General features: G+C 34.8%; 11 protein-coding genes. 6 read left to right on the forward strand and 5 right to left on the reverse strand.

Annotated features, from left to right (window positions below; all coding sequences use genetic code 11):
• From Q5I06_RS06250 to Q5I06_RS06270, 5 genes are all read right to left on the reverse strand, one after another.
• On the reverse strand, positions 1-192 hold a 192-nt coding region (locus Q5I06_RS06250; RefSeq protein ID WP_305517290.1), incomplete at its 3' end, for a type II toxin-antitoxin system RelE/ParE family toxin.
• The gene (locus Q5I06_RS06255) at positions 185-400 is read right to left on the reverse strand and encodes a hypothetical protein (RefSeq protein ID WP_305517291.1); all 216 of its coding nucleotides are present in this window, start codon (positions 398-400) and stop codon (positions 185-187) included. The genes Q5I06_RS06255 and Q5I06_RS06250, both read right to left, overlap by 8 nt.
• 530 nt (positions 401-930) lie before the next feature.
• The gene (locus tag Q5I06_RS06260) at positions 931-1,710 is read right to left on the reverse strand and encodes a DUF815 domain-containing protein (protein WP_305517292.1); all 780 of its coding nucleotides are present in this window, start codon (positions 1,708-1,710) and stop codon (positions 931-933) included.
• Positions 1,711-1,712: 2 nt separating this feature from the next.
• Positions 1,713-3,314 carry an ABC-F family ATP-binding cassette domain-containing protein gene (locus Q5I06_RS06265; RefSeq protein WP_305517293.1) on the reverse strand — a complete coding sequence of 534 codons (1,602 nt, stop codon included), beginning with the start codon at positions 3,312-3,314 and terminating at the stop codon, positions 1,713-1,715.
• A gap of 113 nt (positions 3,315-3,427) precedes the next feature.
• The gene (locus Q5I06_RS06270) at positions 3,428-3,667 is read right to left on the reverse strand and encodes a hypothetical protein (RefSeq protein WP_305517294.1); all 240 of its coding nucleotides are present in this window, start codon (positions 3,665-3,667) and stop codon (positions 3,428-3,430) included.
• 499 nt (positions 3,668-4,166) lie between these two features.
• Here Q5I06_RS06270 and ccoG point away from each other — a divergent pair, with 499 nt between their 5' ends.
• The 6 genes from ccoG (at position 4,167) to Q5I06_RS06300 (ending at position 14,361) form a co-directional block, all read left to right on the forward strand.
• Positions 4,167-5,552, forward strand: coding sequence for a cytochrome c oxidase accessory protein CcoG (gene ccoG / locus Q5I06_RS06275; protein ID WP_305517295.1), 1,386 nt, complete (start codon positions 4,167-4,169; stop codon positions 5,550-5,552).
• 182 nt (positions 5,553-5,734) lie between these two features.
• Positions 5,735-5,875: a hypothetical protein gene (locus Q5I06_RS06280; RefSeq protein ID WP_305517296.1), complete on the forward strand. Its 141-nt coding sequence runs from the start codon at positions 5,735-5,737 to the stop codon at positions 5,873-5,875.
• A complete protein-coding gene (locus Q5I06_RS06285) occupies positions 5,857-10,737 on the forward strand; it encodes a vacuolating cyotoxin family protein (RefSeq protein ID WP_305517297.1) in 4,881 nt (1,626 codons plus the stop codon). The genes Q5I06_RS06280 and Q5I06_RS06285 overlap by 19 nt, the downstream gene beginning before the upstream one ends.
• A 51-nt stretch (positions 10,738-10,788) precedes the next feature.
• Complete coding sequence (locus Q5I06_RS06290) at positions 10,789-12,081, forward strand: MFS transporter (protein ID WP_305517298.1); 1,293 nt, start codon at positions 10,789-10,791, stop codon at positions 12,079-12,081.
• 41 nt (positions 12,082-12,122) lie between these two features.
• Positions 12,123-13,367 (forward strand): MFS transporter, encoded by a 1,245-nt coding sequence (locus Q5I06_RS06295; protein ID WP_305517299.1) that lies wholly within the window; start codon positions 12,123-12,125, stop codon positions 13,365-13,367.
• A 58-nt stretch (positions 13,368-13,425) separates the two neighbouring features.
• A complete protein-coding gene (locus Q5I06_RS06300) occupies positions 13,426-14,361 on the forward strand; it encodes an NAD(P)H-dependent glycerol-3-phosphate dehydrogenase (protein WP_305517300.1) in 936 nt (311 codons plus the stop codon).
• Positions 14,362-14,391 lie beyond the last annotated feature (30 nt).

A 14,391-nucleotide genomic window follows, 5' to 3' on the forward strand; every position in this document is an offset into this window, starting at 1 on the left:
CAAGTCTGGCTTGATGTGGCATTCTCTAAAGTCTTTATACTCACCTTTGAGTTTGTGGTCTTTGTATTTGGATTCTAAGGTCTCACCACTAGCAAGTTTATCAATAATACTTTCTATTAGATGTATATCCTTTTTGAATTTTTTAATAGCTCTTTTATATTCCTTTGAATAAATTATTTTGCATTTATGCATCCTCTAGTATCTCCTTGTGCATTTCTTTTGCACTATCATAAGCCTTGATTTTTCCAGCTTTGTAATCTCTAATCATCTCTTCAGATTCTTTTTTCCACTCTCTAGCTTTATTATCTTTAGATATTTTACATTTGCTATTTCCAATCTTTGCAATACCTTTGATCACTTTTGCCAAATCTTCACTCGCATTTTCAATGATAATGGTCATTCTTTATCCTTTTTGAGTTTTTGTTTATTATAGCATCTTAACATTCATTTTTATTTTATAAGGCTATGGAGAAATGTGGGGGCAGTATTTCTATAAGCACTCACTATTAGATAAAAACGATGAATGTAAGGATTGCTATAAAAGTCATTTCTTTTTTAAAATTAACATGATTTTAGGATAGCATCAAGAAATTCTATAGTCTAAATAGAGCAGTTCGCCGAAGACTTAACAAAAAAACTTATAGAATTGATACCAAAATATAAGGGCTAACAAAAGTCAAAACTCCTGTTTACGTATAAAAATTTCTACCTCATATATTACAACCCACAAAAAATGGTTATAAAAATAGTATGGTTTGATATTTTATAAATTATGCAACCACTTTAAAACAAAAACCAATACAAAGCTGCATTTAAGGATGGTCCATCTTGAGATCAAAAATACATAACCAAAAGATTAGGGGGAGAATATTTTTTATAATGGGTTTGATTTTTAAACTCAAAATGGTTTTTTATTGATTTATTTCCATTTTATTTGTCAAAAATTCCATTTTTGTAAAGTTTATAAAATTCCTTTGCACTTCTACCACTTCGATTGCCTTTTATTCCCGCGTAATTCAGAGACAATTGCATTACAGCTTTAAACTCATCTTCGTTTTCACACAAGCTTTTTACAATACTTAAGTATTCATCTGATCCAAGAGTATATATCCCCATTGATAGTCCAAAACGATCGCTCAATGAAATGATTTCATCATAGACATCTTTTTGATGAATTTCTTGCACTTCCTGTGCTTCAGCAATGAGATGGCGTCTGTTAGAAGTAGCGTACATTAGAACATTTTTTGGAATTTTTTCCAAAGAACCTTCCAAAACACTTTTTAGTGATTTATAACTACTATCTCCTGCTTCAAAAGACAAATCATCACAATAAATAATAAACAAAAACTCACTCTCTCTAAGAATATCCATCAATAATGGCAACACCCAAATATCAACTTTTTCTACTTCTATTACTCTAAGATTTGAAGCACTATGAATAAAAGAAGATAAAACACCTTTAACAATAGAACTTTTTCCACACCCTCTTGCTCCCCATATTAGAACATTTGAAGCTATTTTTCCCTCGCAAAATGCTAGAGTATTTTTTTCTAAATTGGAAATTTCCTTATCTAGTCCCAATAAATCCTTTGTATCAAGCCTATCGAAATCCTTAATAGGATGAAAATATCCACCATTGTAATTACGAAAAACACATGCCTTTACTTCATTCCAATTACATTCAAGATTTATTTTTTGCACTGTATTCATTTTTATTTCCTTGAGGCTAAATATTCTTCATAGCTGCCCTTAAAATCAATAATCTTTGCTCCATCATCAGAAGGAATCAGTTCGATAATTCTATTTGCATATGCATCAATAAGTTCTCTATCGTGACTTACGCAAATAACACATCCACTGAATTTATAAAGAGCTTCTCCTAATGCGATAATAGACTCCAAATCCAGATGATTAGTGGGTTCATCTAATATCAAAAAATTCCCTCCCTCAAGCATTATTTTAGATAACACCATCCGATGTTTCTCACCCCCACTGAGTGCATCAATGCTTTTTTCTTGCTCCTCTCCGCTAAATAACATTCTCCCTAAACTCGTACGTATTTCAGAAGAGTCCATTTTTTTATCAAAACCTCTAAGCCACTCATAAAGAGTTTCTTTGCCTTTGATCTCTTCGCTAACATTTTGCGGAAAATACCCTCGTTCGGTTGTAGCACCCCATTTAACCATTCCGCTATCTGGCTTTAATTCCTCCATCAAAATCTTGCAAAGAGTGCTTTTCCCCACTCCATTTCCGCCGATGATAGCGATTTTATCTCCTGGCAAAATTTTTAAACTTACATTTTGTAAAACTTTATGATCTCCGTAACTTTTAGATATTCCTTCACATTCTAACGCTTCATTTCCTATAGCTCTTTTAGGTTTGAAAACAATACTAGGATCGCGTCTGCTTGAAACTGCTAAACTTTCAATATTGAGCTTTTCGAGTTGTTTTTGCCTAGAGGTGGCTTGTTTTGCTTTACTTGCATTCGCAGAAAATCTAGCAATAAAGGATTCTAACTCTTCTTTTTCTTTTAGCTTTTTGTTGCGTTCAGCTTCTTGTTGTTTGCTAATGAGCGTTGAGGCAATATACCAATCATCGTAATTTCCGCTGAATTCGCGCACAGTATGAAAATCCATATCTAAGATGTTTGTACAAACAGCATTGAGAAAATGTCTATCATGGCTGATAACAACCATCGTTCCTTCGTGTCGTTTAAGATTTTCTTCTAGCCATGCAATAGAATGGAGATCGAGATTATTTGTAGGTTCATCTAACAACAAAATATCGGGCTTAGGGAAAAGCACCTGCGCTAACAAAATCTTGAATTTATCCCCACCTGTAAGCGTTTTCATCGCTTCATTATGAGTGCTAGAGGGAAATCCTAAATCTTCTAATATTTTTTCTATCACCACTTCACATTCATACATTGGATCTTCTTCTGCACAGATTATCTCAAGCTCCCCAAGTCGTTCATTGACCCTATCATCGCTAAGATCCCCATTTGCATAAAGATTCTCTTTTTCTTTGCTAGCTTCATAAAGCCTCTTGTTTCCTATAAGAACAGCATCTTTTAAACTCAGCTCCTCATAAGCGTACTGATCTTGCCCCAGCACTCCTAAACGCAACCCTTGCTCAATAATAACCTCTCCGCTACTAGCTTCATTTTGAGAACTTAAGATCTTCAAAAATGTACTTTTACCTGCTCCATTTGCCCCAATAAGACCATAACGTTTGTTTTTATCAAGTTTTATATTCACATTTTCAAAAAGCTTTTTTGTGGCATAACGCATGGTGAGATTAATTGTCTGTAGCATTTATATATCCTTTGTAATCCGTTGAAATCTAAACCAAATTCTACCAAAAACTCAACAGCTCTTTTTAACAAAAAAGAAAAAATTTAAATCAGAGTATTTTCAATCCTAAAATATTAATTTTGTGTTCCGAAAAAATATATATAACCTATACTTAGACCAATAAGATAAGAAGAAGTTTTTACAGGAATATATTGTGTGGATGAATCGATGCTTAAAACAGGAATTTGTAGAGTTTCTTTAAGTGCAAATAGAGGAATCTTGAGATTAACAAAAGATCCTAGGTGATATAGCAATGTGTGTATAATCCTGCGGCGATGCTTTATCTGCCAAAATTCCTGTATCCAAAAATACATCCATATTGCACCCCCAAAAATGTCCTCATATCTGTGCCTATTATGGATTTTTGAGTCCTATTATCTGTCTCTTGAGATGTTAGATCACGAATGTTGTATGGATAAATATTTGGATATCATGCTTGTTTTTTGGTCATATAGGTTTGACCAAAGAAAAAGTAAAATGCTCTCCATCAAACTTCGCAGTATTGACAGACCAAACACTTGTGGTAGAAAAGACAATCATACATAATATGATCATAATTTTCCTCATTCTAGCTCCTGATTGAGTTTATTATCGCCAATTCTACATATTTTCTATTTTAATTTCTATAAGTTTAATCTATAAAACATTATTTTAATTTTATAGATAACTGTATATTGTAAAAATATTTCCTTTATTACATTTGATAAAATAAATCATCATCATATATAAAATTCACTATATCAGCAAAAACTAAGCAAATAAGATTTAGGATTTTGCCCACAACAAAAACTAAACAACCATAAGGGGAAAGCTATGCAATCCTTAATAAACACTATCTTCTACAGAAAAAGACGCTATCTTGTTTATTTTATCATCACGGTTATCGCAATATCTCTACCATTTATCAGGATCAATGGCAATCATATATTTCTATTATCATTTGACCATATGGAACTACATCTTTTAGGTACTGCATTTAATGTCCAGCAACTCTATCTGATGCCTTTTTTGCTGATTATTTTGTTTGTGGGTATATTTTTTATGACCACTTTAGGAGGACGTGTATGGTGCGGATGGAGCTGTCCTCAAACTATATTTCGTGTGATCTATAGAGATTTCATAGAAACCACCTTATTAGGCTTACGCAAAAAAATCTCCAACAAACAAGAAAAACCGAAATACACCATCATTTCTAATGATGTTAAAAAAATCATTGGTATTTTGATTTTTAGTGTTATTGCTCTGATGGCTTCGGCAGTATTCTTATTTTATTTTGTACCTCCTGAAGAGTTTTTTCCTGCATTACTTGATCCGCTTAATCATATGGTTTTGATGACATTTTGGCTGTGTATTGCTGGGTTTTTGGTGTTTGATATTACATTTATTGCTGAAAACTTCTGCGTATATATCTGTCCTTATGCTAGAGTACAATCTGTGCTATATGATGATGATACGATTATGGCCATATATGATTCATCTAGGGGCGGAGCCATCTACACTCCAGAAGGAGAAAAAATCCTTCAAGCACCCAAAAAACGAGATCCAAATGCAGAATGCACCAATTGCGAGAAATGCGTTCGTGTCTGCCCTACCCATATAGATATTAGAAAAGGAATGCAATTAGAATGTATTAACTGTCTTGAATGTGTAGATGCATGTACTGAAGTGATGGGCAAACTAGGCAGACCATCTCTTGTGCAGTGGAGTTCTCCAAATTCTATAGACACAAAGACAAAGATCAAATACTTTAGAGCCAAAACGATTGCTTATATTGTAGTTCTCGCGATCGTGTTTGGAATTATGGTAGCTATGTGGGGCAAAAAAGAGCAAATGTTGCTAAACATCACAAGATCTAGCGAACTTTATGAAATCCGAAGCTCTGGAGTTGTAGATAATGAATATGTATTTTTATTCCAAAACACAGACAACAAAGACCACAATTACAGCTTCAAAATATTAGATAACAATGATCTTATTATCAAGCAACCCACTAGTGATATTCGCATTAAAGCAGGAGGCAAAAGTAAGCAAATTGTAATCATAAGAGCAAAAGCAGCTCTAGGGGATAATACCTCAAAAGATGCTATAACACCTATCACTATACAGGCATACGCGACAGATGATCCAAAAATCAATGTCGAACGCAAAAGCTTTTTTGTCTATCCTGAAAAAAATGTTCTGAAAAAATATCAAAAATGATTTGATAACTTCCAAGTAAAAACAATGAGTAAGAATTTTTATGAGTAAATTTTTCTCATTGTTTAAAAAAACTACTTTATTTAGAGAAAATTTTTAAGAAAAATATTACTAAATTTGTAGTATAATTGTTGCATAGACAACAAAAAATTGGGTTCAAACCCTGATTGCTTAAGGACTCTGGAATGAAACGAATACCTTTGAGATTTGGAACAACCTTAAAACATCTCAATAAGTCTTGTTTGATTTCTCCATATGATATTGATTTGAAAGTCTTGTCATCAAAAATCCATTTACAGGGTTTAAAATGCGATTTCAATTCCTAAATTTTAGACTTTTCAAAATCTTTACTATAAGTTTATTACCCTATTCATTGGTCTTTTCTGCTCAAAATGTGACAGGAGCATTTACAAATTTAAAATCAGGTACTTGGAACACAGATGCGGTTGTGAATGGCTGGGCAGGATGGAGCACCTATGGTTATTATCCAACTTTTGAGTTTGGTTCTCATACGCTAACCTTTCAGGGCTTCAACTCCCCATCAAATGGTGCCGGTGGAGCATATTTAGGAACACAGGTAGTAACTATCAACGCCGGAAAAGTCTATTTTAGCAATTCCACATTACAAATAGGAAATAACCCCAACACTAATTCTGCATCTGTAATATTTAATGCTCCTGTAAATATGAGTGCAGGAAGTAATATCAATGTAAAAGGAAAATCCTATCTATATATAAAAAACGGCATAACTGGAAGTGGAAATCTCAATGTTGATGGAAGTTTGCATGTTGAAAATTCTAACAAGCCCTTTGAAGTCAATAGTCTTTATTTAGGAAATAGTGCAAAAATTCAAAGCTCTACATTCTCTGCAAAAAATATCAACTTATGGGATAATGTTACCTTAGATCTTTTGGACACCAAAGGCAATATAAATGTAAACACATTCACAACGACAAAATCTGGATGGGCACAAAACCGTACAGCAACTATAGATACTCACGCAAATGTAACTGTGGGTACTATTAATGTTTCAAATTTTACTTCCGGCAGAACTGCGTTTATCAACACTCACGGATATGGTGACATCACACTCACAGGAGATCTTAAAGTCAATGGAAGCGTAGCAGGAATAGGTCTAGCTGGTTCTGTAGCAACCTTTAAACTCAATGGAAAAAATGTCACCTTAAAAAAAGATGTTTATCTTGGATACTATAGCTCTCTGGTTGTTTTAGGTGTAGGGAATTTTAATGCTCAAGGTATCAATGTAGGAAATGGTTCAACTACAGGAAACACAACATTAGATTTTTCAGGAATCAAAGGTCGCACCACTATCAAACAGCTTGATCTAAGCACTGCGAGTGTATATGGGAGCAACTTTGACATCACAACCCTTATTGCACACAAGGGTGCTTCGCATTCAAGGTTTTATAGCAACATCGGTACTTCCACCATAGGAACACTCAACCTTGCCACAGGTGGCTCAAATGTGGATAATACAAAACTAATCTTTGGAGGGGGAGGTACTTCACTTACCATAGATAAAGCTGTTTTAAACTCTTGGGCGGAGTTAGATGCCTCTAGTATCACAAATGTAACGGTGAAAAATCTAATTTCATCTTACGCTACCATCAGAGCCAAAAACCTCACGCTAGGTAATGCTTCTTTTAGTAATAATAAAACCTATCTCTATGCAGATACTATCACGCAAAAAAATGGGAAATTCACCCTTAATGACGGGGCATTATTGTATATCAAGAGTGGAAAAACATTTACCGCCGATACCTTGGATATGTACAATGCTTCTAGCCTCTATGCTTCCAACACAAATGGTGGCGGAATGAGCGGAGCTACCACTATTAATAATATCATCTTCAATAACTCTGCTATTTACGCAAATAGCCTTTTTACCAACAATATCACCGTCAAAAACAGTGCAAATGTATATCTCTCAAAAGGTAATTATACAAATACGGGCGATCTAAACATAGATGATGGAACATATCTCCAAATTCACGGTGGAAACTTCATAAATAACGGAGAGATAAATGTCAGTTTAGGAAATGATTCAAGCAAAAATGCAAAAAATCTCATCAATGTTCTTGATGGTTCTTTTACCTTCAATATGACAATGATCAAACAAACCTCAAAAGATGATAAAGGCAATACCATACAAGTAGATGTCCCTAAGGCCAAACTCAATGTAAATGTATCTATAACTGGACTTGAAGCAGGACAAACTTATAATCTACTCAAAACAAGGGATGGAATTTGGTTCTCTGATAATAGTGGCAAGATATACAAAAATGGCAATGCTGGTTATGATGACTATGTCAAGCTCCTCAAAAACAGGATGTCTTTCAATACCCCTGATGGTTCTTCACTTGCACTAAATTATTGGATCAGTGATGATAGGAAAAGCATCGGATTTAAATACGATACTGGAAAACACTACGTAGATGCAGTCCCCTATATCAATCCAGGCACTTGGGTGTTTGGAATCGGAAAAGGAGCAGCAGCTTTTGGAAATATTGGCGGAGTTCCTGCAGCAAGTGGACTCGCCAAAAACTACACCCTGACGCTACAAAAACGAACTTGGAAAAATACCGTTACCGGTAAAGAAGAAAATACGATCTATTATATGAAAGATCTAGACTATCATAACTATGGAAATGCAGGTGCTGTATTTACCGTAGATGCGAGAGGAAGTGATTTTGCACTTGGCAAAAACCAAGATATAGGTGGCTCTGAAGGTAGTGTAACTATCGGAACAAATACAATGAAATCACACATGGTGGTAAAGGCTGACAATATCTATTTGGGAGGTCAGATCACCTTAGGAGATAGTGCCCTCATCTCCGGGCATCTAGATTTACAATCAGCAGGGGAAATACTAGGAGATAACAAAGCTTCTTATATAAAAGTTAGGAATCATTCAAGCCTAAAAGCCTCTGGAACTGGCTTTAAATATGCCGGTTCCATACTTTTATGGGCAAATCAAACTATTACTGATGAGGTAGGATTAGATTTAACTGGCATTACAGGAAGTATTGAAATAGGCTCTATGGAAGCTTATGCAGCTCGTCCAAACGATCAGGATAGAAATGCGGGTATCAAGATGAAAAACTTCAAACTAGGTAGTCTGAAAGTCTATAATGGAAATGGTGGATCGATCAATAATTACTTCTCTGATTTTATGACCAATATTGGAACATCTAGTATAGGAACTCTTGAATTAACAAAAGGCACTTCTGGACTAGATCAGTCTGGACTTAAATTTGATGGCGGAGGAGATAGCCTCACTATAGGAACAGCAAAACTTGGAAGTTGGTCATTTTTAGATGCAAGTAAAGTTACCAATGTAACCATCACAAAGCTCCTTGATCTTCCCTATGCTCCTAGTATTACCTATGATGGGGGGGTTCATGGGGCACATTTCAATAACCTCACACTAGGTGAAGGGTCACAGATGAACTATGGAGGAAACAGTGATCTAACCATTGATGGTAACTTCACTCTCAATAATAATGCCTTTATTAATATCACTCCTAATGGCGGCACTATCAATACTATCAATGTAAAAGGCAATGCAACCTTTTATTTCAACGATGACAAAACAGACTCCTCAGGACATGCAACCCCTCTCATCAAAATAAGCAATATCAAAGGTCTAAAGCTCAATGAAAATTATATTTTATTCAAAGCTGGAGGGAGCATCACCTATATTTATATAAATTCAGAAGGCAAAGAACTCAAATCCACTAATAGTAAGTCAGACGCAAATACTTTGTATAATGAAGTTGCAGATAGGATAGGCTTATATGATGGTAGTGATACAAACACTCCTTCAAGAGCTGATGTAGAAGTGAAAGCCAATGACAAACAAATCTCTTTCAAAATCAATGAACTAGACAATTCTAACCCTTATGATCCCAATACTATCCAGTACTGGCTATATAAAAGAGGTGGCATGGAATGGATAGATACCATTAGTGATGTAAGCCCTGATATAATGCAATGGTTACAGGAATTGATGATAAATAAACATAATGGTTTATGGGCAAAACAAAGGGTTTATGACAATGATTTGGGCTATTTTGTGCGAATAGCAAAAGAACTCCAAAGCACTATGGGACAGCTTTCCTCAGTCAATCGTAAAAACAACTCTACCAATTCAGTTCGACTAGCTACCGATGTCAATCGCACAAGCCGACTTGTGAAACTCTCCAACACTCAGGCAAACACACCAACATTTGCAGAAGTTATCAGAAATCTTCAAAATGAACATTTTGCAGCTAGTGGCGATATCGCCTCAGTGTATAAATTTGCCAACAGAGATACTTACAAAAATAACTTATGGGCTACCGCAATTGGAACTGCAAGTTTTGTAGAAGGTGGCAATAGTGCATTATATGGAGTGAATATAGGCTATGATAGATTTATTCATAACCAAATCATCGGGGCATATGTAGCTTATGCTCAGGGAAAATATACAGGCGATATAATCCGAAATCAATCTTACAATGCAAATCTAGGTATTTATTATAGAGCCTATGCAGGAAACAACGAATTTGATGCTTCCATCAGTGGGACATATGGCTACAATAAAGAAAATCTCTATTCTCAAGACATTATCCTCTCACAACTCAATCAGAGCTACAACTACAACACTTTTGTTGGAAATGTAAACTTTAACTATGGTTATGTCTTTGGTATCTCTAATAAATCCATCGTCCTAAAACCACAAATCGGCGTAAGTGCGTATTACATTTGCTCAAGCGGAAATTGGTATTGTGGCAAAAAAGGATCGATTCAAGGAGAGGTAGATAATACAGATGATCAAGATCTGGCTATTAATGCAAATGCAGATAATAAATTCAATATCGCTGTAAATATCGCCCTAGAAACTAGACAATATTTCAGTGGAAATTCATATTGGTATTTTATCGCAGGAGTAAGCAGAGATGTGTTCCTAAAAAATAATGGAGATAATGAAGTTCGTTTTGTAGGCAATGACACTCTTAGTTACAAAAAAGGCGATCAACTCAATACTTATGGCTCACTCACAGCAGGTGGAGAACTAGAACTCTTTAGAAAACTCTATGTTAATCTAGGATTGGGCGCAAAAGCAGGATTTGCATACAAAGACATCAATATCAACGGCAGTGTCGGTATGCGTTATGTCTTCTAAGCTTTTTTAGTTATAATCCCGCTTTTATTAAAAATATTTTTAGGTGTATCTATGAAAACAACCTCTAGCCCCCGTCTCTTGAATCGCAATGATGTCAAAACTCTTTCGCTCTCATCACTTGGGGGAACACTCGAATTTTATGATTTTATTATTTTTGTTTTTTTTGCACAGACTATTGCCCATTTATTTTACCCCGAGACACTTGATCCTCTTTGGAGCGCTCTGAACACTTATGGAACATTTGCAGCAGGGTATTTTGCAAGACCACTAGGCGGAATTGTTATGGCACATTTTGGGGATAAAAATGGTCGTAAAAATATGTTTATGCTCTCTATTTTATTGATGGTGATTCCTACATTTTTGATGGGAATTTTACCTACTTATGAGAGTATAGGATATTTTGCTCCTGTTATTTTGTTGCTTATTCGTATTTTTCAAGGCATTGCTATTGGTGGTGAGTTGCCTGGTGCTTGGGTATTTGTTTGTGAGCATACACCTAAAAATCGTTTGGGATTTTCTATTGGTGTTTTGACTTCATGTGTAGTAGGTGGAATTTTGCTAGGCTCTATCGTAGCTTTTTTTATCAATGCTATTTTTGATACTGCCCAAATCATGCAATATGCTTGGAGAATCCCTTTTCTTTTAGGTGGAGTATTTGGAATTATATCAATTTTTCTGAGACGCTACTTACAAGAAACTCCTATCTTCCAAGAAATGAAAAAAAGCAAATCACTCGCAAAAATTCCTATCCAAGAGGTATTTAAAACCTCAAAAACAAGCATCATCACCTCTATGTTTAGCACTTGGGTACTGACGGGATGTATCATTGTGCTTGTACTTTTAGTACCTAATTTTATGAGCCACAAACTACAAGTACCACAAACACAAATCATACTTATTCAAATGCTAACGATATTTAGCCTCATCATTGGCTGCATTCTCTCTGGAAGTTTAGCAGATAAAATTGGGGTTTCAAGGGCATATATTGTTTTTAGTATCGCTTTTAGCATTGTAGCTTTAATCTTTTTTTATGCACTTTATGGAGATTACTCCAACCGAGTTATATTTATTTGGTATGTTATCGCAGGATTTTTTGGAGGGGTGATGAATTTTACTCCACTAACAATGGTATCAATCTTTCCACCCAACATCAGATTTAGCGGATTATCCTTTTCTTATAATCTTTCTTATGCAATTTTTGGGGGATTAGCTCCTATTCTTGTTGTGAGTTTGAACGCATATAATTCTATTCTTGTGGGTTATTATCTAGCATTTTTGGGAATTATTGGTGTGGGCGTGGGTATATTTCTACATTTTTTTAAAAAATATAAACAAACCTTATGAATTCCTCTATAAAAACATTAAACAAAAATCAAAGCAAAATAATGCTTCTCTCCTCACTTGGAGGAACACTCGAATTTTATGATTTTGTCATTTTTGTTTTTTTCGCTGAAGTAATTTCTAAGCTTTTTTATCCATCCGATATTGGATATTTTTGGAGTTCGTTTAATACTTATGCAACCTTTGCAGTGGGATATTTTATTAGACCACTAGGCGGAATTGTTATGGCACATTTTGGGGATAAAAATGGTCGTAAAAATATGTTTATGCTCTCTATTTTATTGATGGTGATTCCTACATTTTTGATGGGAATTTTACCTACTTATGAGAGTATAGGATATTTTGCTCCTGTTATTTTGTTGCTTATTCGTATTTTTCAAGGCATTGCTATTGGTGGTGAGTTGCCTGGTGCTTGGGTATTTGTTTGTGAGCATACACCTAAAAATCGTTTGGGATTTTCTATTGGTGTTTTGACTTCATCTATCACTGGGGGTATTTTACTGGGATCTATCGCCTCACTTATAGTTAATTTAAAATACGGGGATGCTGAAGTTTTGGATTATGCTTGGAGGATTCCATTTATTTTGGGAGGTATTTTTGGAATTATCTCTGTATTTTTACGTACTTTTTTGGAAGAAACTCCTATTTTTCAAGAAATGAAAACGTCTCAGAAATTACTAAAAATCCCTCTTAAAGAAGTCTTTTTAAATTCAAAAAAAGCGATTTTTATATCAGGTTTGATGACTTGGGTGCTGACAGGATGTATTGTTATTTTGGTTCTTTTAATGCCCAATTTTATCTACAATATCCTAAACAAAACTTATCGACCTATCACTCATGCTCAAATAATCCTAATTCAAATGGGGATTATCTGCACATTAGGAATAGGTTGCTTACTAAGTGGTTTTTTAAGAGATAGATTTGGAACTGTGAGTATTTTGAAATTTTTTTCACTTAGCTTTATTATTTCTTCCTTAATATTTTTTTACGTTCTTACTTCTGAATATTCTATCCAAACTATTGTTATATGGTATTTGATAAGTGGGCTTTTTGCAGGAATGGTAAATTTTACCCCACTTATAATGGTAAATATCTTTCCTGCTAATGTCCGATTCAGTGGATTGTCTTTCTCTTACAATATCGCTTATGCAATTTTTGGGGGATTAGCTCCTGTTTTGATGGCAACTATTGGGATGTATGATTTAATGTTTATCGGATATTATCTAGCATTTTTAGGATTTATTAGTTTTTCTGTCAGCATATATCTAAAATCAAAAAAATTTGAATAAGGACAATATTTTATTTCTGTGATAAAATGCGAAAACAAAAACAATTCAAGAAGGAAATATGAGGATTACAATTTTTGGTGGAGGGGCATGGGGAAGAGCCTTAGCTTTTGGATTTGCCCAAAATAACGAGGCTTTTATCGTATCCAGAAGAGATCTTAAAGGCATTTTGAATGCTGCAAATGACACTTTGAAAAAAAATAATTCCTTAGAAATTACCCAAATCGATACTAAAAAATCTTTGGATTCAGAGTACTTTGTCATTGCTATCACCACATCAGCACTCAGAGAATGGTTCAAAACCACCCCTATACCAAAAAATGCAAAAGTTCTCATCGCTTCAAAAGGTATAGAAGAAGGTACGGGAGATTTTGTAAGTGATATTGCTAAAAACTTTATAGATGAAAATAATCTGTGCTTCCTTGCTGGTCCAAGCTTTGCTAAAGAGGTTTCTATGGCACTTCCATGTGCATTGGCTATCCATTCTTATAATCCCGTCCTCGCACAAGAATTTGCAGACTTGATGCCAAGCTTTATCAAACCCTATGTCAAAGATGACGTCAGAGGCGGAGAGATAGCAGGAGCATATAAAAATGTTATCGCCATAGCAGGTGGAATTTGCGATGGATTGGTTTTAGGACAAAACGCAAAAGCCTCATTGCTTTCTCGGGGATTAGTAGAAATGTCGCGTTTTGGTGAATTTTTTGGTGGAAAGATGCAAACATTTTTAGGACTCTCTGGTGCAGGAGATTTATTTTTGAGTGCGAATTCTATCCTCTCAAGAAACTACCGTGTCGGATTAGGACTTGCACAAAATAAGGCTATCGATGAAATATTGCTTGAACTCGGAGAAGTTGCAGAGGGTGTAAAGACTGCCAAGGCTATCACTCAAATCGCCCGAAGAAAAAATATTTATGCTCCTATTGCTACAGAAGTCCAAGAAATTATCAATGGCAAAAGTCCTAAAAAAAGCATGAATGACCTGATGAAACGATAGATACTTTAGATTAGATTTTAACAAAAGGAT

The organism is Helicobacter cappadocius (assembly GCF_030688855.1).
Lineage (GTDB): Bacteria > Campylobacterota > Campylobacteria > Campylobacterales > Helicobacteraceae > Helicobacter_J > Helicobacter_J cappadocius.